General features: G+C 70.8%; 17 protein-coding genes, 1 tRNA gene and 1 pseudogene. 9 read left to right on the top strand and 10 right to left on the bottom strand.

Translation table 11 applies throughout. The features are described from left to right. Nucleotides 1-16: 16 nt before the first annotated feature. Nucleotides 17-268 (bottom strand): WhiB family transcriptional regulator, encoded by a 252-nt coding sequence (locus ACXDC7_RS09525; RefSeq protein ID WP_179443773.1) that lies wholly within the window; start codon nucleotides 266-268, stop codon nucleotides 17-19. Nucleotides 269-495: 227 nt separating this feature from the next. Between ACXDC7_RS09525 and ACXDC7_RS09530 the strand changes: the two genes are divergently transcribed. Further along, nucleotides 496-879: a hypothetical protein gene (locus ACXDC7_RS09530; protein ID WP_179443772.1), complete on the top strand. Its 384-nt coding sequence runs from the start codon at nucleotides 496-498 to the stop codon at nucleotides 877-879. Nucleotides 880-982: 103 nt separating this feature from the next. On the opposite strand, the pseudogene ACXDC7_RS09535 reads toward ACXDC7_RS09530, so the two are convergent. From ACXDC7_RS09535 to ACXDC7_RS09560, 6 genes and pseudogenes are all read right to left on the bottom strand, one after another. Beyond that, nucleotides 983-1,729 (bottom strand): annotated as a pseudogene (locus ACXDC7_RS09535) (amino acid ABC transporter ATP-binding protein); the annotation flags it as partial. 59 nt (nucleotides 1,730-1,788) lie between these two features. Continuing rightward, a complete protein-coding gene (locus ACXDC7_RS09540; RefSeq protein WP_179443770.1) occupies nucleotides 1,789-2,748 on the bottom strand; it encodes an amino acid ABC transporter permease in 960 nt (319 codons plus the stop codon). A gap of 2 nt (nucleotides 2,749-2,750) precedes the next feature. Beyond that, a complete protein-coding gene (locus ACXDC7_RS09545; RefSeq protein WP_459221973.1) occupies nucleotides 2,751-3,638 on the bottom strand; it encodes an ABC transporter substrate-binding protein in 888 nt (295 codons plus the stop codon). Between the two features lie 114 nt (nucleotides 3,639-3,752). Beyond that, the gene (locus ACXDC7_RS09550; protein ID WP_459221974.1) at nucleotides 3,753-7,631 is read right to left on the bottom strand and encodes a multifunctional oxoglutarate decarboxylase/oxoglutarate dehydrogenase thiamine pyrophosphate-binding subunit/dihydrolipoyllysine-residue succinyltransferase subunit; all 3,879 of its coding nucleotides are present in this window, start codon (nucleotides 7,629-7,631) and stop codon (nucleotides 3,753-3,755) included. Nucleotides 7,632-7,679: 48 nt separating this feature from the next. After that, nucleotides 7,680-9,008 (bottom strand): glycosyltransferase 87 family protein, encoded by a 1,329-nt coding sequence (locus ACXDC7_RS09555; protein WP_459221975.1) that lies wholly within the window; start codon nucleotides 9,006-9,008, stop codon nucleotides 7,680-7,682. Nucleotides 9,009-9,027: 19 nt separating this feature from the next. After that, nucleotides 9,028-9,099, bottom strand: a tRNA-Arg gene (locus tag ACXDC7_RS09560). 101 nt (nucleotides 9,100-9,200) lie between these two features. On the opposite strand from ACXDC7_RS09560, the gene lysA reads away from it, so the two are divergent. The 5 genes from lysA (at nucleotide 9,201) to rho (ending at nucleotide 16,316) form a co-directional block, all read left to right on the top strand. Further along, entirely contained in the window at nucleotides 9,201-10,601 is a 1,401-nt protein-coding gene (gene lysA, locus ACXDC7_RS09565; protein ID WP_459221976.1) for a diaminopimelate decarboxylase, read from the top strand. A 126-nt stretch (nucleotides 10,602-10,727) separates the two neighbouring features. Further along, the gene (locus tag ACXDC7_RS09570) at nucleotides 10,728-12,065 is read left to right on the top strand and encodes a homoserine dehydrogenase (RefSeq protein WP_179443765.1); all 1,338 of its coding nucleotides are present in this window, start codon (nucleotides 10,728-10,730) and stop codon (nucleotides 12,063-12,065) included. Nucleotides 12,066-12,216: 151 nt separating this feature from the next. Then, nucleotides 12,217-13,293, top strand: coding sequence for a threonine synthase (thrC, locus tag ACXDC7_RS09575; RefSeq protein WP_179446362.1), 1,077 nt, complete (start codon nucleotides 12,217-12,219; stop codon nucleotides 13,291-13,293). Continuing rightward, nucleotides 13,290-14,189, top strand: coding sequence for a homoserine kinase (gene thrB / locus ACXDC7_RS09580; RefSeq protein WP_459221977.1), 900 nt, complete (start codon nucleotides 13,290-13,292; stop codon nucleotides 14,187-14,189). The genes thrC and thrB overlap by 4 nt, the downstream gene beginning before the upstream one ends. Before the next feature lie 309 nt (nucleotides 14,190-14,498). Beyond that, nucleotides 14,499-16,316: a transcription termination factor Rho gene (gene rho, locus ACXDC7_RS09585; RefSeq protein WP_459222820.1), complete on the top strand. Its 1,818-nt coding sequence runs from the start codon at nucleotides 14,499-14,501 to the stop codon at nucleotides 16,314-16,316. Between the two features lie 70 nt (nucleotides 16,317-16,386). Here the strand turns inward: rho and ACXDC7_RS09590 are convergent, their stop codons facing one another. Further along, a complete protein-coding gene (locus ACXDC7_RS09590) occupies nucleotides 16,387-17,589 on the bottom strand; it encodes an MFS transporter (protein ID WP_459221978.1) in 1,203 nt (400 codons plus the stop codon). Between the two features lie 131 nt (nucleotides 17,590-17,720). Here ACXDC7_RS09590 and ACXDC7_RS09595 point away from each other — a divergent pair, with 131 nt between their 5' ends. Genes ACXDC7_RS09595 through ACXDC7_RS09605 form a run of 3 tightly spaced genes read left to right on the top strand, consistent with a single transcriptional unit; the run spans nucleotide 17,721 to nucleotide 19,459 of the window. Next, the gene (locus ACXDC7_RS09595) at nucleotides 17,721-17,897 is read left to right on the top strand and encodes a hypothetical protein (RefSeq protein ID WP_459221979.1); all 177 of its coding nucleotides are present in this window, start codon (nucleotides 17,721-17,723) and stop codon (nucleotides 17,895-17,897) included. Next, a complete protein-coding gene (locus ACXDC7_RS09600) occupies nucleotides 17,885-18,583 on the top strand; it encodes an MmyB family transcriptional regulator (RefSeq protein WP_459221980.1) in 699 nt (232 codons plus the stop codon). Before ACXDC7_RS09595 ends, ACXDC7_RS09600 begins: the two co-directional genes overlap by 13 nt. Before the next feature lie 36 nt (nucleotides 18,584-18,619). Next, a complete protein-coding gene (locus ACXDC7_RS09605; RefSeq protein WP_459221981.1) occupies nucleotides 18,620-19,459 on the top strand; it encodes a hypothetical protein in 840 nt (279 codons plus the stop codon). Here the strand turns inward: ACXDC7_RS09605 and ACXDC7_RS09610 are convergent, their stop codons facing one another. Together ACXDC7_RS09610 and ACXDC7_RS09615 are read right to left on the bottom strand one after the other, a co-directional pair. Next, on the bottom strand, nucleotides 19,460-19,876 hold the full coding sequence (locus ACXDC7_RS09610; RefSeq protein WP_179443760.1) for a PaaI family thioesterase: 417 nt from the start codon (nucleotides 19,874-19,876) through the stop codon (nucleotides 19,460-19,462). Further along, complete coding sequence (locus ACXDC7_RS09615; protein WP_179443759.1) at nucleotides 19,866-20,306, bottom strand: pyrimidine dimer DNA glycosylase/endonuclease V; 441 nt, start codon at nucleotides 20,304-20,306, stop codon at nucleotides 19,866-19,868. Before ACXDC7_RS09615 ends, ACXDC7_RS09610 begins: the two co-directional genes overlap by 11 nt. Nucleotides 20,307-20,342: the final 36 nt, after the last annotated feature.

Below are 20,342 nucleotides of genomic sequence, written 5' to 3' on the forward strand. Positions count from 1 at the left end.
GTTGTTTGTTGGTCGCTCAGGCCGACCTGATCCGCGACCGCGCGGCGCGGCGCTTCAGCGCCCGACGCTCGTCCTCGCTCATGCCGCCCCAGACGCCGTGGTCCTGCCCCGCCTCGAGGGCCCACTGCAGGCACGCCTCGCGCACATCGCAGCGCTGACAGACCTTCTTGGCCTCCTCGATCTGGAGCAGCGCCGGGCCGGTGTTCCCGATCGGGAAGAACAGCTCCGGATCCTCGTCCAGACAGGCTGCCTTGTGGCGCCAATCCATCCGCTTCCATCTCCTTGTCCGTCGGCCCGGCGTCGCGAGATGGACGCGCACGGCGCGTCATCGGCGTGGGCACCCGGAGAAGATTCCGGCCCGGGGGAGTGCCGCATCCCAGCGTGGCAACTTGTGACAAGAAATACAAGGGTCAACGGAGTTGGCTGTCTCACACTTCGGCGCCGTCGCGCCGGTGCGCGATTGTCGGCCGCGGATGCTCCCGCCATGATTGTGGCATGGCCGATCCGTTGCCCGGGGTGCCGGGGTCCGTGCGCGTTGCCGCTGTGACGGTTGTCGTGCTCGCGGTGGCCTTCGGTGGCCTGGCCGTGGCCGAGTTCGCCAGCACGCGGGCCTCGCGCCCGGAGGTGGGCATCACCACCGGCCTGGCCTTCGCCGGGTACGCCGTCCTGCTGCTGATCACCGCACGCGGCCTGGCCCGGCTGCGCCCCTGGGCTCGCAGCGTCGCGATCTTCGCCGGGCTGCTGCAGATTCCGGTGGCGATCAGCTTCTGGGGTGGTCAGACGATCCCGATCGCGGTTGCGGCGCTCGTCGCCTCGATCGTGATCATCGGCGGCCTGATCACTCCCGCGGCGAATCAGGTCCTTGGCCGGAATCGGTAGCAGGGTCGGAATCGCCAGCAGCGCCGGAACCGGACTGCGGTTCGGAATCGACCGGGCCGCCCAGCGTCTGGGCATGCTCGGCCTCCGCGGCGGCTTCCTGCCTGACCCGGGCGATGAACGCCCTGGTGCGCTCGTGTCGCGGGTTGCCGAGCACCTGCTCCGGCGGACCGTCCTCGACGACCGCACCGCCGTCCATGAAGATCACCCGGTCGGCCACCTCACGGGCGAATCCCATCTCGTGGGTGACCACGATCATGGTCATCCCCTGATCGGCCAGCGCGCGCATCGCGCCGAGCACCTCGCCGACCAGCTCGGGATCGAGGGCCGAGGTGGGCTCGTCGAACAACATCAGGTCGGGCTTCATCGCCAGGGCACGCGCGATCGCCACTCGCTGCTGCTGCCCGCCGGACAGCTCGTTGGGGTAGTAGCCCGCGCGATCGGCGAGGCCGACCCGATCCAGCAGCTCCATCGCCTCCCGGCGCGCGGTGGCCGCATCGACCCCGGCGACGGTACGCGGGGCGACGGTGACGTTCTCCAACGCCGTCATGTGCGGGAACAGGTTGAACCGCTGGAACACCATGCCGATCCGTGCGCGCTGCCGGGCGATGTCCTTCGGCCGCCGCGCGTGCAGGCGCCCGCCGCGCTCGGTGAAACCGACCAGCTCGCCGTCGACATAGATCCGGCCGCCGGTCAGCGTCTCCATCTGATTGATCAGCCGCAGGAAGGTGGTCTTGCCCGAGCCGCTCGGCCCGAGCAGGCAGACCACCTCGCCGCGATCGACGTGACAGTCCACCCCCTGCAGCACCACATTGGAGCCGAACGACTTGGTCACGTTGACCGCGTCCACCAGGTGTCCCGACTCGATCTTGTCCCGCTCGACCCAGGCGCCGGAGCGGTCCGGCTCGGCGCTCATCGTTGCGCCACCGCGTTCGAGGCGTCCTGCTGCGCCTGCCGTGCGCGGCTGCGGGCGCCGAAGCCCCGGCCGAACCGCCGCTCGAGGAAGGACTGGCCGACCATCAGCACGCTGCACGCGGCGAGGTAGTACAACAGCGCCGCCATGTAGACCGGGAAGATCTGATAGGTCCGACTGCCGATGCCCTTGAGCTGGAAGAACAGCTCGGTCGTCAGCGGCACTGCCAGCAGCAGCGAGGTGTCCTTCAGCATCGCGATCGTCTCGTTGCCGGTCGGCGGCACGATCACCCGCATCGCCTGGGGCAGGACGACCTTCCAGGTGGTCTGGCGCGGGCTCATCCCGAGCGCCTCGGCCGCCTCGGTCTGGCCCTTGTCGACGCTGAGGATGCCGGCCCGGGCGATCTCGGCCATGTAGGCCGCCTCCGATGCCGCGAGGCCGACGATGGCGCCGAACAGGCCCTGGAACAACACGTTCGCGTCGAACGAGGCGATCCGCATGGTGCCGTCGATCCCGAACAGGCGCAGGATCAGCCAGTCGAACGGTACGCCGATCGAGACGCCCCCGCGGTCGAGCGGGAACAAGATGCCCAGCGCGCCCATCACGGTCAACAAGACGTAGCGCGGGATGGCCCGGAAGAACCAGGTGTAGGCCCACGACACGGCCGACAGGATCGGGTTGTCGCTGAGCCGCATCACGGCGAGGATCACGCCGCCCACGACGGCGAAGATCATCGAGACGAAGGTGACCAGCAGCGTACCGATCACGAACCCCTCGATCACCGGCTTCTGGTTCATCGCCTCGAAGACGAACGGCCAGTTGAACGCCGGGTTGTTGATCAACAGGTTCAGCAGCATCGCGAACAGGATCGCGATCACGCCGATCGCCACCCAGCGCCACGGGTGAGGCACCGGCCGGGCCTTGATCAGGCCCGGCCGGCGGGCTTCGTCGACGTCCATGATCAGGGGTTGACGGCGAAGCTGTCGATGCCGCCGTCGGCGAGGTCCCACTTCTGCAGGATCTGGTCGTAGCTGCCGTCGGCCTTGAGCTGGGTCAGCGCCTCGGCGATCGCCTCGGCGTACTCCGGCTGGTCCTTCGGCACGATGATCCCGTACGGCGCGGAGTCATAGACCTCGCCCAGCGCCTCGATCTGGCCATTGGTCTGCTGGCCCGCGTAGGCGACCACCGGCGAGTCGGCGACCATCGCATCGGCGCGCCCGCTGACCAGCGCCGCGGTCGCCTCGTCCTGCCCGGTGAAGGTCAGCACCTCGATCGGGTTGTTGCCGCACTTCTTGTTGCGCTCCGGCAGGTCCTCCTCCTGCTGGATCGTGCCGGTCTGCACCGCGACCTTCATCCCGCACGCGTTGTCGGGGTCGACCTTCTTCGGGTTGCCCGGGGCTGTGGCCCACTGCGTACCGGCCTCGAAGTAGGAGACCATGTTGGCCTGCTTCTTGCGCTCGTCGGTGATGTTGAACGAGGAGATTCCGGCGTCGTAGCGCCCGCCCTCGATGCCGGCGATGATCGAGTCGAACGCCGCCGGCTGCCACTCCGCCTGCACGCCGAGCTTGGCCGCGACCGCGTCGAACACGTCGATGTCCATCCCGATGATCGTCTTGCCGTCGGCGTCGAGGAACTCGTTCGGAGCGTAGGACGCGTCCGTGCCGACCACGATCTTGCCCGAGGACTTGATCTTCTCCGGCAGCTTCGCATTCAGCGCCGGGTCGGCCTGCACCTGCGGGGCGGGGGTGTCGGCGCCATCCGGCGCGTTGCCCGTCAGCGAGGTCGAGCCGCAGCCGGCCAGGGCGATCGCCGCGGCCGCGGCGCCGGCGAGTGCGAGCCTCGTCTTCATTGGATGCCTCCCGTCGTGCCGCGCCGATGCGCGGTCGGTCGTTTCGGACATGGTGGCACCAACCGGCGCCACGCGTGGTCGGCCCGGGGCGGTTGCGACCCAGTTGTTACCTGCTCAGGCCTCCAGCGCGCGACGCATCAGGTCCTTGGACTGGTCGTCCGAGGCCTTGTGTACGCCGACCGCGGGGGCCGACGAGGCCGGCCGCGTCACCTTCTGCAACCGCACCTTGGGCAGCTCGCCGCTGGCGGCGACCTTCTCGGCCAGGTGCAGCGCGATGAAGGGCCACGGGCCCTGGTTCTCCGGCTCGTCCTGGACCCAGCGGAAGTCCGTGACCTGGGAATAGGGCGCGAGCGCCTCGACGATCCCGTCGGTCGGCAGCGGGTAGAGCTGCTCCAGCGCGATGATCGCCACCTCGCCCTCCAGGCCCGCCTTCTCCCGAGCCTTGACCAGGTCCCAGCGCACCTTGCCCGAGCAGAGCAGCACCCGGGACACCTTGCTCGGGTCCGTGATCGTCTGGTCGGTCAGCACGGGCTTCCAGGTGTTGTCGGTGAAGTCGCTCGGCTGCGACGTCGCCAGCTTGTTGCGCAGCATCGACTTCGGCGTTGCCACCACCAGCGGCCGGTGTGCGTCGGCGAAGGCCTGGTCGCGCAGCAGGTGGAAGTAGCTGGCCGGGGTCGAGGGCTGCGCGATCCGGAACGCGTCCTCTGCGGCGAGCTGCAGCCAGCGCTCCAGCCGCGCAGACGAGTGATCCGGACCCTGGCCCTCGTAGCCGTGCGGCAGCAGCAGCACCACGCCGGACTTCTGGCCCCACTTGGCCTCCCCGGCGGCGAAGAACTCGTCGGAGATGATCTGCCCGCCGTTGACGAAGTCGCCGAACTGGGCCTCCCAGAGCACCAGCGCCTCGGGGCGGGCGACCGAGTAGCCGTACTCGAAGCCCATCACCCCGTACTCGCTGAGCGGGGAGTCGAAGATCATGAACTTGCCCTGGTCCTCGGCCATGTTGCGCAGCGGCACCCAGGCGTCCCCGTTGCGGCGGTCGATCACCGCGGCGAACCGCTGGGTGAAGGTTCCGCGCCGGGAGTCCTGCCCGGTCAGGCGTACCGGACGACCCTCGAGCAGCAGCGAACCGAAGGCCAACAGCTCCGCCGAGGCCCAGTCGATCGGCCCCTCGACCATCGCCTTCGCCCGCCGCTTCAACTGCGGATCGACCTTCGGATGCACGGTGAACCCGTCCGGCACGTTCGTGTGGGCCTCCGCGATCGTCTGCAGCACCGAGGCGTCCACCGAGGTGCCGAGATTGGATCCGGCCTTCTTCGGGTAGTTCGGAACGCGGCGGTACTCCGGTTCGTCCTCGGGCACCGAGCCGCCCTCGCGGACCTCGGAGAAGACCTCCTCCAGCCGCTTCTGGAAGCGCTTCATCGCCGCCTCGGCGTCTTCGATGGAGATCTCGCCCCGGCCGACCAGCGCCTCGGCGTACAGCTTGCGGACGCTGCGCTTGTTCTCGATCAGGTCATACATCAGCGGCTGGGTGAAGCTCGGGTCATCGCCCTCGTTGTGCCCGCGCCGGCGGTAGGAGATCAGGTCGATCACCACGTCCTTGTTGAATGCCTTGCGGAAATCGAAGGCCAGCCGGGCGACGCGGACCACGGCCTCGGGGTCGTCGCCGTTGACGTGGAAGACCGGTGCCTGGATCGTCTTCGCGACATCGGTCGAGTACAGCGACGAGCGCGACTCGGTCGGCGAGGTGGTGAAACCGACCTGGTTGTTGACGACCAGATGGATGGTGCCGCCGGTGCGGTAGCCGCGCAGTTGCGACATCTGCAACACCTCCATCACCACGCCCTGACCGGCGAAGGCCGCGTCGCCGTGCATCAGCAGCGGCAGGACGGGGAAGTCGGTGCCCTTGTCCAAGATGTCCTGCTTGGCGCGCGCGATTCCCTCGAGCACCGGATCGACGGCCTCCAGGTGGCTGGGATTGGCGGCCACCGAGGTCTTGATCGTCGAGCCGTCGAGCGCGGTGAAGTGGCCCTCGGCGCCGAGGTGGTACTTCACATCGCCCGAGCCCTGCACCGAGCGCGGGTCGATGTTGCCCTCGAACTCGCGGAAGATCTGCCCGTAGGACTTGCCGACCACATTGGCCAGCACGTTCAGCCGGCCGCGGTGCGGCATGCCGATCGCCACCTCGTCCAGGCCGTCCATCGCCGCCTGCTCGCAGATCTCGTCGAGCATCACGATGGTCGACTCGCTGCCCTCCAGCGAGAACCGCTTCTGGCCCACGTACTTGGTCTGCAGGAAGTGCTCGAAGACCTCGGCCTCGTTGAGCTTGTCCAGCACGCGCAGGTGCTCCTCGCGGGGGAGCGATTCGTGCGGCTTCTCGACCCGGTCCTGGATCCAGCGGCGCTGCTCCGGGTCGGCGATGTACATGTACTCGATGCCGATCTGCCGGCAGTAGGAGTCGCGCAGCACGCCGAGGATGTCGCGCAGCTTCATCAACGGGCGGCTCGGGCCGCCGAAGGAGCCGGTGGCGAACTCGCGGTCGAGATCCCACAGCGTCAGCCCGTGCGTCTGCACGTCGAGATCGGGGTGGTTGCGCATCCGGTACTCGACCGGATCCGTGTCGGCCATCAGGTGGCCGCGGCTGCGATAGGCGTTGATCAACTCGAAGACCCGGGCCTGCTTGGAGACCTGGTCCTCGTGGTGGGCGCTGCGGTCGGGCGCCCAGCGGATCGGCTCGTAGGGGATCCGCAGCGAGGCGAAGATCTCGTCGTAGAACTCGTCGCTGAGCAGGATGCGTTCCATCTGGGCGAGGAACTCGCCGGACACCGCGCCCTGGATGATCCGATGGTCGTAGGTGGAGGTCAGGGTGAGGATCTTGGAGACCCCGAGGTCGTTCAGCCGCTCGGGGTCGGTGCCGGCGTACTCCGGCGGGTAGCCGATCGAACCGACGCCGATGATCGCGCCCTGGCCGTTCATCAACCGCGGCACCGAGTGGTTGGTGCCGATCGTGCCCGGGTTGGTCAGGGTGATCGTGGTGCCCTGGAAGTCCTCCAGCGTCAGCTTGCCGTCGCGCGCCTTCTTGACCAGCGTCTCGTACGCCGCCCAGAACTGCGCGAAATCGAGCTGTTCGGTGCCCTTGATCGACGGCACCAGGAGCTGGCGATTGCCGTCCTTGCCGGGCAGGTCGATCGCGAGGCCGAGGTTGATGTGGGCCGGCTCGACGAGCATCGGCTTGCCGTCGGCCTCGGCGAAGGCGTTGTTCATCGCCGGCACCTGCTGGGCCGCCTTGACCAGCGCCCAGCCGAGGATGTGGGTGAAGGAGACCTTGCCGCCGCGGGCCCGGCGCAGGTGGTTGTTGATCACCACGCGCTGGTCGGTGATCAACTTCATCGGGATGGCGCGGACCGAGGTGGCGGTGGGGACGGTCAGCGACGCATCCATGTTCTTCACCGCGCGGGCGGCGGCGCCGCGCAGCGCGACCTGGCTCGACTCCTTGGCCTCGCTGGCCTCCCGGACGGTCGGATTGGGCGGATCGGCCGGTACGCCGCCCGGGGTGCCGGGCTTGGCGGGCCGCGGCTCGCGCACGGTGTTCGGCGGCTCGACCCGGGCCTTCGGCTTGGCCGACCCATTGTTGGTCGCGGGGGCGTTGGTCGCGGGGGCGTTGGTCGCGGGGGCGTTGGTCGCGGGGGCGTTGGTGGCCGCGGGTGCCTGCTGCTCGGTCGGCGCGGCAGCGGTCTTCGGGGCGGGCTTCTTCTTCGGCGTCGCGGGCTCGGCGGCGGGCTGCTTGGCCGACGCCGAGCCGGTCGGGGCGCCGTTCGCACCGGCGCGGGCCGCGAAGAAGTCCTGCCACTGCTTGTCGACCGAAGTCGGGTCGGCCGAGTAGCGCTCGTACATCTCCTCGGCGAGCCAGTCGTTGGCGCCGAATTCGTCCACTGCTTCAGTTGTCTTCTGGTCGGGCGCGGTGGCCACAATCGCCTTCTTCCAAGGTTGCGTCATTGACACGGGGCGGTGCGCGATCCGCCGCCGTCGATGTTACTCGACCGATCAGACCAGCGGTGCAGTGGTACGCCCCGCGTCGGCGGCTTTTTCCGGCCCCTTCGGCCACGCCCTCCGCACCGCGTACCAAGCGACATCGAGGGTGAGCCAGACCAGGACCAGATTGCGGCCGAGCAGGGCGGCACCCGGCAGCGTCATGTTCTCCGCCTCCCGGGTCATGGTCAGGTCGCTGTAGGTGAGCGGGAAGACCAGTTGGGTGAGCACGGCGACCAGGCAGGCCAGGGCCATCCAGCGCACCGCCGGCCCGCGCTGCTCGTCGTCGGCGACGAGCACGGCAGCGGCGACGGGCGCGCCGAGCCACGCGATGTATTGCGGGCTGAGCGTCTTGTTCACCACCAGCACGATGCAGGTGATCGCGACGATCAGGACGGCGAGAGTGAACGCGGGTGTCGGGTCGCGGCCGCCGCGCATCCGCCAGGCCGTCAGCCCGACCAGGCCGAGACAGGCAGCGACGCCGAGGATGCTCGCGACATCGGCGAGCGCCAGCACCTCCTCCCGGCCGGGTCCGAAGATCTCGAACGCCTTCCACTCGGTGTAGCGCACCGGCCACTGCGGCGGATCGGACATCCGGGCGATCACCAGGGGGATCGCCGGCACCGATTCCACGTGCAGCCCGCGGCCGGACTGGTAGGACAGCGGCGAGAGCAGCCGCGTCGGCCCGGCGATGAGCAGCGCGACGATCCCGACGGCACCGGCAGTCAGCGCGAATCCGGCGGCGGCGTGCCGCCAGCGGCGGCGTTCGGCGAGCAGCGGCAGCGCCAGCACGGCGGGCCAGATCCGCAGCCAGGCCGCCGCGGCGACCAGGGCTCCCGCGACTCCCGGGTGGCGCGCGGCCACCACGACGACGGTGCCCAGCAGCACCCCGAGCAGCAGATCGATGCGCAGCCACAACACCGAGCCGAGCCCGGCGCAGAAGAAGCACCACAGCACCGCGGCCAGGGCGCCGGCGCGGTGATCGCCCCGGCGTACCCCCGCCAGCCAGAGGATCGCGGTGAACGCGACGCCGAGCAGGGCGACCAGAACGACGAAGGCGTCCCGATAGCCCTCGACGCTGCCGTCGGAGAGCAGTCGGGGCAGGTCGAGCACCCAGACCGCCGGGACCGGGTACTCCGGCATCGCCTCCCGGATGCCCGCGACCAGCCCGTGATCGGCAATCGAGGTCAGCGAGTCGAAGTAGTAGCGGGTGTCACCGAACTCGCGCCCGCGGAACTTCGCCCAGGTCAGCCACGTGATCGCCGACGACAGCAACTGGGAGATCACGACCACGGTCAACAGACGGCCGCGATGGCGCGGCGGGGCGGGTGGCCGGTCGCTCACGATCGGCGACCCTAGCAAGCGCCCCCGGAAGGATTCGAACCTTCGCACCCGCCTCCGGAGGGCGGTGCTCTATCCCCTGAGCTACGGGGGCTCAGCGCGAAGTGCACTGTAGCAAACCGGGGCCGTCGCGGGCACATCTCACCCGGCGCGGGCCGTGCGCCCGGCGGTGGCGGCGTTTGTAGCATTCGACGCATGAGCCACACCCATGTCGCGGGGTCGATCCACGCCGACGTCTCCGCCCCGGCTCCGGGCTGGCTGCGCCGGCCCGACGACGTCAACGCACTCCTGCCCCAGTTGTGGGCCCGGGGGGTGACGCGATCGCCCTCGGGCGAGCTGGAGGTGGCGGGGATCGGGGTCACCCGGCTGGCGGCCGAGGCCGGTACGCCGGCCTATGTCTTCGACGAGGCCGACCTGCGGGCCCGCGCCCGCGCGTTCGCCGATGCCTTCGCCGGCTGGCAGGTCTACTACGCCGGCAAGTCCTTCCTGTGCACCGCGGTCGCCCGCTGGGTCGCCGAGGAGGGGCTGTCGCTGGACGTGTGTACCGGTGGCGAGCTCACCGTCGCCCTGCGCGCCGGCGTCGACCCCGCGCGGATCGGCTTCCACGGGAACAACAAGTCGGTGGCCGAGCTGGCCGCCGCGCTCGATGCCGGGGTCGGCCGGATCGTGGTCGACTCGGCCATCGAGCTGGAACGCCTGTCCGCGCTCGCCGCCGAGCGCGGCGTACGGGCCCCGGTGCTGATCCGGGTCACCGTCGGCGTCGAGGCGCACACCCACGAGTACATCGCGACGGCCCACGAGGACCAGAAGTTCGGCTTCTCGCTGGTGACGGGGGAGGCGATGGCGGCGGTCGAGTCGTGCCTGGCGGCGCCCGGGATCGACCTGCGGGGCATTCACTCCCACATCGGCTCGCAGATCTTCGAGACCTCCGGCTTCGAGATCGCAGTCCGTCGCACGGTCGGCATGCTCGCCGACATCGCTTCCCGGACGGGCCGCGAACTGCCCGAGCTCGACCTCGGTGGCGGGTTCGGGATCGCCTACACGACCCTCGACGACCCGGCCCCGCCGCAGCAGCTCGCCGACGAGCTCGCGGCGCTGGTGCGGGCCGAGTGCGCGGCGCGGGGGATCGGCGTACCGGAACTGTCGATCGAGCCTGGCCGCGCGATCAGCGGCCCGGCGGCGTTCATGCTGTACGAGGTCGGCACGGTCAAGCCGGTGACGCTGTCCGGCGGCGGCGTGCGTACCTATCTGTCGGTGGACGGGGGGATGAGCGACAACATCCGCACGGCGCTGTACGCCGCGGAGTACTCGGCAACCCTGGCCAACCGCGCCTCCGACGCGCCGCCGGTGCTCTGCCGGGTCGTCGGCAAACACTGCGAATCGGGCGACATCGTCGTCCGCGACGAGTTCCTGCCCGGCGACATCGTGCCGGGCGACCTGATCGCGGTGCCCGGCGCCGGGGCGTACGCCCGATCGATGGCGAGCAACTACAACCATGTGCCGCGGCCGCCGGTGATCGCCGTCGCCGACGGCGAGTGGCGCACCCTGGTCCGCCGCGAGACCGTCGACGACCTGCTCGCGCTGGACGTTGGTTGAATCCCGGATGCTGATACTAAGGTGCGCCCCGGGTGGCGCCCCGGCAAGGATCGGCACCGCACCCCTTCCCGAATCGGCGGACGGTGAACCCGCGAGCCCGGGCCCACGAACAAATGGAGCCAGACGATGACCGAGTCCCGCCAGCCGCCGGCCGCCGGGGAGCCCCTGCGGATCGCCCTGCTCGGCTGCGGGGTCGTCGGCTCCGAGGTGGCACGCCTGATCACGGGCTCCGCAGACGATCTGCGCGCGCGGATCGGCCGGCCGCTGGAGCTGGTCGGGATCGGGGTACGCCGGACCGGGATCGAGCGCCCCGGCATCGACCCCGCGCTGTTCACCACCGACACCGCTGCGCTGGTCGCCCGCGACGACGTGGACATCGTGATCGAGCTGATCGGTGGGATCGAGCCCGCCCGGTCCTTGATCACCTCCGCGATCGATCATGGTGCCTCGGTGATCACCGCGAACAAGGCGCTGCTGGCCGAGGACGGCGCGAGCCTGTTCGCCGCGGCCGAGCAGGCCGGTGTCGATCTCTACTTCGAGGCGGCGGTCGCGGGCGCGATCCCGATCATCCGGCCGCTGCGCGAATCGCTGGTCGGCGACGAGATCACCCAGGTGATGGGCATCGTCAACGGCACCACGAACTTCATCCTCGACAAGATGCACAGCCAGGGCGCCGGGTACGCCGATGTGCTCGCCGAGGCCCAGGCGCTCGGCTATGCCGAGGCCGATCCGACCGCCGACGTCGAGGGCTTCGACGCGGCCGCCAAGGCCGCGATCCTGGCCGGACTCGCCTTCCACAGCCGGGTTTCCGGCGCCGATGTGCACCGCGAGGGGATCACCGAGGTCACCCGCAGCGACATCGCCTCGGCCCGCGACATGGGTTGCGTGGTGAAACTGCTGGCGATCTGTGAGTTGTCCGGTGACGGTGCGGACGCGACGATCAACGCCCGCGTGCACCCGGCGATGATCCCGGACTCGCATCCGCTCGCCTCCGTCGGCGGGGCGTACAACGCGGTCTTCGTGCAGTCCCGCTCGGCCGGGCAACTGATGTTCTACGGCCCGGGCGCCGGCGGTAGCCCCACCGCCTCGGCCGTTCTCGGCGATCTTGTCACCGTGGCCCGCAACCGGGTCCGCGAGACCTCGGGTCCCGGGGAATCCAGCTATGCGAGGCGACCGGTGCGCAGCATCGGCGAGGTGGTCACCCGCTACCACCTGAGCCTCGAGGTCGACGACCGGGCCGGCGTGCTGGCCGCCATCGCGAACTGCTTCGCCGAGCACGATGTGTCCGTGCAGACCCTGCGCCAGGTGACCAGCCCGGGCGACGGGGCCGAGGCCCGGATCGTGGTGGTCACCCATCCCGCACCCGACGCGGCGTTGAGCGCCTGCGTCACGGCCCTGTCCGACCTGCCGGCGGTGCACGAGGTGCTCAGCGTGATGCGGGTGGAGGGCATGACCACCCCGTGACCGGGCCCGGGCCGGGGTGCCGGACTGATCAATCACGGATCGATCAACCCCGGATCGGTCGGGGGACGCTGGTCAGGAAGAGCTTGATCAACAAGAAGATGATCACCAGAAGGTGATCAACCAGAAGATGATCAAAGAGGAGGCAGCCGCGATGGGCGACGCATCGAGGGCGACCACCAACGGGCTGATCGCCCGCTATCGGGACCGGTTGCCGATCGGCGACGAGGACCCGGTGATCAGCCTGGGGGAGGGCGGGACCCCGCTGGTGCGGGCGGACCACCTGTCCGACCGTCTCGCCTGCGAGGTCTGGATCAAGGTCGAGGGGGCGAACCCGACGGGATCCTTCAAGGACCGCGGCATGACGGTGGCGATCAGCCGGGCCGTGGCCGACGGGGCGAACGCGGTGGTCTGCGCCTCCACCGGCAACACCTCGGCCTCGGCGGCGGCCTATGCCGCTCGCGCCGGGCTGCGCGCGCTGGTCCTGCTGCCGGCCGGGCGGATCGCGACCGGGAAGCTCGCCCAGGCGGTGGTGCACGGTGCCGAGATCGTGCAGGTGGACGGCAACTTCGACGACTGCCTGGAGGTGACTCGCAAGCTGTCGGAGGCCTATCCGGTCGCGCTGGTGAACTCGGTCAATCCCGATCGCCTGGAGGGCCAGAAGACGGCGGCCTTCGAGATCGTCGACGCGCTCGGCGACGCGCCGGATCTGCACGTCCTGCCGGTCGGCAATGCCGGGAACATCTCCGCGTACTGGATGGGCTATCGGGAGTACGCCGCCGACGAGCGGGCGACCCGGACACCCGCGATGTGGGGATTCCAGGCGGCGGGTGCCGCGCCGCTCGTCGCCGGGCATCCGATCCTCGAGCCCGACACGGTCGCGACGGCGATCCGGATCGGGAATCCGGCCTCGGGCGAGCTGGCCCGGCGCGCGGTCACCGAGTCCGGCGGGCGCTTCGGTGCGGTCACCGACGAAGAGATCCTCGCCGCGCAGTCGCTGCTGGCCTCGCGCGAGGGGATCTTCGTCGAGCCCGCGTCTGCGAGCGGCGTGGCGGGTCTGCTCGCGGCCTATGCGGCCGGCGAGCTTCGCCCGGGGCGCCGGATCGTCGTCACCTGCACGGGGAACGGGCTGAAGGACATCGACACCGCGATGCGCGGTCGCGAGGTCGCCCCCGACATCTTGCCGGCCGAGGCGGCCGCGGTCGCCGAGGTGCTGGGGCTGGCCAGTTGAGCGAGCTGCTGAGCGAGCTGCCGCCCCTGGAGCTGCGGGTTCCCGCCACCTCGGCCAACCTCGGCCCGGGCTTCGACAGCCTGGGGCTGGCGTGGGATCTGTGCGACCGGGTGCGCGTCCGGGTTGCCCGCGAGTACGCCGTCGAGGTCACCGGGGAGGGTGCCGGTGACGTGCCTCGCGGTCCGGACCATCTGATCATCGCCACGCTGCTCGGGGCCCTGCGCGACCTCGGCGGCCCGGTTCCGCCAGCGGTGGCGCTCGAGGCCGAGAACGCCATCCCGCACGCGCGGGGGCTGGGATCCTCGGCCGCGGCCGTCGTCGCCGGGTTGCTCGCGGCCTGGACGTGGGCCCGACCCGGCCGGCCGGTCGACGAGCGCTGGTTGCTGCGGCGCGCCCGGGCCGTCGAGGGCCACCTGGACAATGCGGCGCCGGCGCTGCTCGGCGGCCTGACGCTGGTGGTGCCGGGGGAGGACCGGGTGCTGCGGCTGCCGCTGGACCCGCGGGTCGCCGGCGCGGCCTTCGTCCCGGGTGACGCGCTCGCCACCCGGGCGGCGCGCGGCGTACTCCCGCCGACCGTCCCACACACCGACGCTGCCGAGAACGCCGGCGCCGCGGGCCTGCTGGTGCATGCCCTGGCCGGGGCGCCGGAGGAGTTGCTTGCCGCGACCCGGGACCGGCTGCACCAGCCGTACCGGGCTCCGCTGATGCCGGCCTCGGCGGCGCTGGTGGAGCGCCTGCGCGACGCCGGCGCGGCGGCCGTCGTCTCGGGCGCCGGCCCGACGGTGGTGGTGCTCGGGACGGCGGCCGAGCTGGCCGGCATTGCGCCGGCGACCGGGTTCCGGGTGCGGCGGCTGCGGCCCGGCCCGAGGGCGAGCGTCGGCACGCCGGGGGACTGAACGGTTTGCGATCCGCTCCCACCCCGGTGCTACGCTGGACGCGACGGTGATGGTCGGTACGCCCACATCACTCGGCGCCCAGTCAAGCCGGGCGCGGCGATATCTCGATCCAGGGTCCTCGCCACAGACTTCATCCCAAGCGACACTGCGTCGTTCCCTGTCGGGGCTTGAGCAGCGGAATCTGAGTCCACTCCGCACAACGAGGCGGCCATGCCCGGCCGCGAGAAAGAAGGACAAGTGACGGACACCACCGAGACGACGAGCGCCGCGGCGGGAAGCCGCCGGCGCAAGGGTTCGGGTCTGGAAGCCATGGTGCTCCCCGAGCTCAAGAAGGTCGCCTCCCAGCTCGGCCTGAAGGGCGCCGGCACCATGCGAAAGGGCGACCTGATCTCGGCCATTCGCGCCGCGCAGGGCGGGGCCCCGACGGGCGGCCAGGCTCCCCGTGCAGCCGCCGCACCCACCGATGCCCCGGCCACCGATGCCCCGCGTAGCGAGCAGCCGCGGACCGAACCGGCCCGCACCGAACCGGCCCGCACCGAACCGGCCCAGGCGGCGCTGCCCGATGCGGACGAGCGCGCCGAGGAGGCGCGCCGACAGGCCCGCGAGCGTTCCGAGCAGCGTCGCAACGGCACCGGCGACCAGGCCGGCGACAACCGGCCCGATGAGCGCCGCGAAGGCAACCGCAACGAGAACCGCAGTCGCGACGAGAACCGCAGCCGCGACGAGAACCGGAACCGCGACCGGGACAACGGCAGTCGCGACGAGAACCGCAGCCGCGACGAGAACCGCAACCGCGACCGGGACAACGGCAATCGCGACGAGAACCGGAATCGCGACGAGAACCGGAATCGCGACCGGGACAACGGCAATCGCGACCGCGATGACGACGGGGGTGGCCGGCGCGGTCGTCGCCGGCGCAACCGCGACCGGCAGAACCGCCGCGGCCGTGGCGGGATGGATCGCCTCGAGGTCGATCCGGTGATCAGCGAGGACGACGTGCTGGTCCAGGTCTCCGGCATCCTCGACGTGCTGGACAACTACGCCTTTGTCCGGACCAGCGGCTACCTGCCGGGCTCCGACGACGCCTACGTCTCGCTGTCGATGGTCCGCAAGTTCGGCCTGCGCAAGGGCGACGTCGTGACCGGCGTCATCCGCGAACCGCGGGAGGGCGAGCGCAAGGAGAAGTTCAACCCGCTGGTCCGGATCGAGACCATCAACGGCGACGCTCCGGAGAACGCGAAGAACCGCCCGGAGTTCGGCAAGCTCACCCCGCTCTACCCGCAGGAGCGGCTGCGGCTGGAGACGACGCCGACCAACATGACCGGTCGGATCATCGACCTGGTTGCCCCGATCGGCAAGGGCCAGCGCGGCCTGATCGTCTCCCCGGCCAAGGCCGGCAAGACGATGGTGATGCAGAACATCGCCAACGCGATCACCACCAACAATCCCGAGGTGCACCTGATGGTGGTGCTCGTCGACGAGCGCCCGGAAGAGGTCACCGACTTCGAGCGGACCGTGACCGGCGAGGTGATCTCCTCGACCTTCGACCGGCCCGCCGGTGATCACACCACCGTCGCGGAGCTGGCGATCGAGCGCGCCAAGCGGCTGGTCGAACTCGGCCACGACGTGGTCGTCCTGCTGGACGGCATCACCCGGCTCGGTCGGGCGTACAACCTGGCCGCTCCCGCGTCGGGCCGGATCCTGTCCGGCGGCGTCGACTCGGCCGCGCTCTACCCGCCGAAGAAGTTCTTCGGTGCCGCGCGCAACATCGAGAACGGCGGCTCGCTGACGATCCTTGCCACCGCGCTGATCGAGAGCGGCTCGAAGATGGACGAAGTGATCTTCGAGGAGTTCAAGGGCACCGGCAACATGGAGCTGCGGTTGCGTCGCGAACTGGCCGAGAAGCGGGTTTTCCCCGCCATCGACGTCAACTCCTCGACGCGGCGAGAAGAGTTGTTGATGAGCCGCGAGGAGCTGGGCATCGTCTGGAAGCTGCGCCGCGTGCTCAGTGGGCTGGACGGGCAGCAGGCGCTGGAGACGCTGCTGAACCGGATGCGGAAGACGCAGAGCAACACCGAGTTCTTGTTGCAGATCCAAAAGACCACGCCGAACCGCGACGACGACTGATCGGATCGACCGAACGACGGTCGGCCCCGGGCGGATCGCCCGGGGGCCGACCGTCGTTCGGTCTGCGCTCTCACCGCGCAGGGCGGCGACGGATCGTCCACAGCATCAACCCGGTCGCACACAGCGTCATCGCCGCCCCGACGAACAGGGGCGAGGCGGCGCCGTGCCCGCCGTCCAACGCCAACCCGGCCAGTGTCGCCCCGACCCAGTTGCCCAGATTCAGTGCCGCGATATTGGCGCTGCTGGCGAAACCGGCGCCGTCGGCCCAGGTCAGGATCCGGGCCTGGGTGGCCGGGGTCAGGCTGAACCCGACCGCGCCCATCGCGAAGACCCCGATCATCGCCGCGATCGGCCAGGCCGCGGTCAGCCCGAAGCCGATCATGATCATCGCGACGACCGCCGTGACGATCACCGGGAACCGGTCGCCGAGCCGGCTGGCCACCCCGCTCCCGCCGAGCAGGTTGCCGGCAAAGGTGCCGACGCCGAAGACCAGCAGCAGGCCGGCGATCGCCGTCGGCCCGAGGCGGGTGACCGCGCTCAGCGTGTAGGCCAGATACGAGAACGCGCCGAACACCCCGCCGAAGCCGAGCACGCTGACCCCGAGGGTCAACCAGACCTGCTCCGAACGCAGCCAGCCCGTCTCGGTGCGCAGATCGTTCGGGGCGCCCCGCCCGGTCGGCACGAACGCGATCAACGCGATCAGCACGATCACGCCGATACCGGTCATCACGGCGAACGTGGCCCGCCAGCCGAACTGGTTGCCGAGCAGGTTGCCGATCGGCAGCCCGAGCACGATCGCCAGCGTGATCCCGCTGAACACCATCGCCACCCCCTTGGCCTTGCGTCCCTCGGGCAGCAACTCGGCGGCCAGGGCCGCGCTGATCCCGACATAGGCGCCGTGGCACAGGGCAGCGATCACCCGTCCGGTCAGCAACAGACCGAACGACGGCGCCACCGTGGTCACCAGGTTGCCCACGACGAACACCGCTACCAGCAGCCGGAGCACGCTCGCCCGGTCCCGGCCGGCGGTCAGCAGCGACATGACGATCGCGCCGACCGCCACGGCCAGCGCGTAGGCGCCGACCACCCAACCGGACGTGCCCTCGGAGACGGCGAACTCGGCGGCGATGCCGGGCAGCAACCCGGCCGGGGCGAACTCGGTGAGCCCGATCCCGAACGCGCCGAGGGCCATGGTCAGAATTCCCAGGCGCGGGTTGGCCGGGCGTCCGGGGGCGCGCGGGTCCGTCACCGTGGTCTGCGGATCTTTGCTCATGGGCCGAGCCAATCGGCGCCGCGACACCCCAGCCAGATCCCGGGCGTTCATAGGCCGACAGGGCATACGCGACGCCTTCGTACCACCGCCAGGGTCAGGCTGTCGGCGCCCGAGAAGCGCAGAATGGGCCCATGGCACAACGTTTCGCGACCGCCCCGCGGGCCGGCGAGCTGGGCGCATTCCTGCGCGCTCGCCGGGCCATGCTGCGGCCGGAGGAGTTGGGGCTGCCCAGCTACGGCCGCCGACGCGTGCCGGGTCTGCGGCGCGAGGAGCTGGCCCAACTGGCCGGGTCTCGGTGGCGTACCTGACCCGGCTCGAGCAGGGCACTTCCACGGCCGCATCGGAATCGGTACTGGACGCCCTGGCCACCGCCCTGGCACTCGACGGCGACGAACGCGCGCACCTGAAGCTGCTCGCGCGACCCCCGCGCCGGGCGTCCGGGACCGGGACCGAGCGCGCCTCGGCCCACCTGCGCGGGCTGGTCGGCGGGCTCACCGGTACGCCGGCCGTCCTGCTCGGCCGGTTCCAGGACGTGCTCTGCTGGAATGCGGAGGGACACCGGCTGTTCGCCGGCCACCTGCCGTTCGACGCCCCGGCGCGGATCGACACTCGTCCGAATCTGGTACGCCAGCTCTTCTGCGACCCGCACGGCGTCGATCTCTATCGCGACTACGAGGTGCAGGCGAACTACAGCGTCTCGGCGCTGCGGTATGCGGCGGCCGAGTTTCCCGATGATCAGCGGCTGGTGCGGTTGGTGGGGGAGCTGTCCACCGCGAGCCAGGATTTCGCCCGGCGGTGGGCGCGGCGTACCGTCCGTCGCTGCACCGGCGGGAACAAGGAGTTCCGGCACCCGGAGTTCGGAAATCTTGATCTTCGGTTCGAGTCCTTCGAGGTCAGCGACCGGCCGGGACAGCGGCTGCTGTTGCTGAGCGCGGAGCCGGGCTCTGCCTCCGACGCCGGGCTGTCGCTGCTGTCGATGGCCGCTCGCGGCTGACACGGCGGCGACCCCGCCGGCGGGCACCATGGGCCGATGGAGCGCAGGGCGTTGCTGGGCGGGGCCATCGCCGTCGGCCTCGGGGGTCTCGGCGGCTGCGGCCGGTCGGTCACCCCCGACGATCCACCGCCTCCGCCGTCCGCGTCGCCGCTGCCGCCCGACCAGTTGGTGTTCCGGATCCACATCGCCCCGGGGCTGGTCCCCGTCTCCTACCAGGTATTCAACGTGCCGGCGTTGTCGATCTTCGGCGACGGGCGCGTGATCCGGCCGCGACCGGAGCGCACCCTCGGCGACGTGCCCCCGGAACTCGAGGTGGCGACGGTCGACCCGGCCGCGGTCGCCGGATTCGCCGAGCAGGCGGCGGCCTCCGGACTGCTGGCCGGCATCGACTACGGCTCGCCGGCGATCACCGACCAGCCGGTCACCATGATCAGGATTGCCCCCGCCGGGCCGCCACAACAGATATCTGTGTACGCCCTCGCCGACCCGGCCCGCGATGCGGAGCTGACCGGGCTGAACGCACAACAGCGCACCGACCGGGCGCGACTGTGGGCGCTGTTGGAACGCGCGCGGGCGCTGCCCGGTGACGCGCCCTTCCGCGACTTCGCCCCCGACCGCGCCCGACTGGTGGAACTGCCGGAGCCCACCGACGTGGGCGGGCAGCGGCTCCCGCGCTGGCCCGGTCCCGATCCCGACGCGGTGCTGTCGTCCGGGACGGACGCCCTCGGCGGCCGGTGCGCGGAGCTGGCGGGCGAGGTTGTCGCGCCCCTCCTGCGCGCCGCGCGCGACAACCCGACCACCCAGTGGCGGGTCGGCCGCGTGACCCGCCGGCTGCTGGTCTCGCCCCTGGTGCCCGAGCAGCCGGCCTGCGGCTAGTCAGGGCGAGACGGCGTCGCGGGAGATGTTGTGCAGGCGTACCTGCCCCCGCGCGAGCGCCTTTCCGCTGGCCTCGTCGGTGATGATCACCTGCCACAGTTGCTGGGTGCGGCCGCGGTGCAGCGGCTCGGCCACCACCTGCGCGCGACCGGCCCGTCCGGGCCGGAGAAAATCGGTGGCATTGTGCACCCCGACGACGCCGAGCCCCTGATCGGCGACCGCCGTCGCGGCGCCGACGCTGGCCGCCGTTTCGATGATCGCGCAGAACACACCACCGTGGACGATCCCGTAGGGCTGGTGGTGCTGCGGACCAAGATCGACATGCCCCGCCAACCGGTCGCCGGTGTTCTCGGTGATCTCCAAGCCGATCAGGTCCAGGAACTCGCTCGACGGGAGCGCTGCGGCGTCATTGCTCATGATCGAACCGTACCCGTTCCCACTCGGCCGGTGGCCCGGATGTCACGACGAACAACGGATGTGCCCGGGCCGGGCCCAGCTCGTCCACCAACTCCGGCGAGCGGGCCGCCAGCTTGGTGATCAGGTGTCGGTGCTCCAGCGCGAGCTGGCCATCGGTCACGGTGAGCTGCCCGCCGGGCGGGCCAGGCCGGTCGATGCGGGCGCGGTCGAAGCGGTAGCCGCGCCGGTCGGCCTCGTCGGCCAGGCCGACCAGATAGCGCCCGATCTCGCGCTGCGGTACGCGCTGGTCGGCGAACCGGGCAAGCTGCGGATGGCGCCGATAGCCCCGGGTACGCCCGGCCAGCACGGCCTGGGCGAGCAGCGCCTCGCGCCAGCCGGCGATCAGGCCCTGCCGGTCGAGCAGTTCGGGATGCAGGGACCACAGGCGCACCCCACCACCGTAGCCACCCGGCCACGCCGAAGAATG

The organism is Naumannella huperziae (genome assembly GCF_054073625.1).

Excerpts from the sequence above, each read along its gene's own strand:
- ACXDC7_RS09525 (WP_179443773.1), bottom strand. The coding sequence starts at position 268 with ATGGATTGGCGCCACAAGGCAGCCTGTCTGGACGAGGATCCGGAGCTG.
- ACXDC7_RS09530 (WP_179443772.1), top strand. The coding sequence starts at position 496 with ATGGCCGATCCGTTGCCCGGGGTGCCGGGGTCCGTGCGCGTTGCCGCT.
- ACXDC7_RS09540 (WP_179443770.1), bottom strand. The coding sequence starts at position 2,748 with ATGGACGTCGACGAAGCCCGCCGGCCGGGCCTGATCAAGGCCCGGCCG.
- ACXDC7_RS09545 (WP_459221973.1), bottom strand. The coding sequence starts at position 3,638 with ATGAAGACGAGGCTCGCACTCGCCGGCGCCGCGGCCGCGGCGATCGCC.
- ACXDC7_RS09550 (WP_459221974.1), bottom strand. The coding sequence starts at position 7,631 with ATGACGCAACCTTGGAAGAAGGCGATTGTGGCCACCGCGCCCGACCAG.
- lysA (WP_459221976.1), top strand. The coding sequence starts at position 9,201 with ATGAGCCACACCCATGTCGCGGGGTCGATCCACGCCGACGTCTCCGCC.
- ACXDC7_RS09570 (WP_179443765.1), top strand. The coding sequence starts at position 10,728 with ATGACCGAGTCCCGCCAGCCGCCGGCCGCCGGGGAGCCCCTGCGGATC.
- thrC (WP_179446362.1), top strand. The coding sequence starts at position 12,217 with ATGGGCGACGCATCGAGGGCGACCACCAACGGGCTGATCGCCCGCTAT.
- rho (WP_459222820.1), top strand. The coding sequence starts at position 14,499 with ATGGTGCTCCCCGAGCTCAAGAAGGTCGCCTCCCAGCTCGGCCTGAAG.
- ACXDC7_RS09590 (WP_459221978.1), bottom strand. The coding sequence starts at position 17,589 with ATGAGCAAAGATCCGCAGACCACGGTGACGGACCCGCGCGCCCCCGGA.
- ACXDC7_RS09595 (WP_459221979.1), top strand. The coding sequence starts at position 17,721 with ATGGCACAACGTTTCGCGACCGCCCCGCGGGCCGGCGAGCTGGGCGCA.
- ACXDC7_RS09605 (WP_459221981.1), top strand. The coding sequence starts at position 18,620 with ATGGAGCGCAGGGCGTTGCTGGGCGGGGCCATCGCCGTCGGCCTCGGG.
- ACXDC7_RS09610 (WP_179443760.1), bottom strand. The coding sequence starts at position 19,876 with ATGAGCAATGACGCCGCAGCGCTCCCGTCGAGCGAGTTCCTGGACCTG.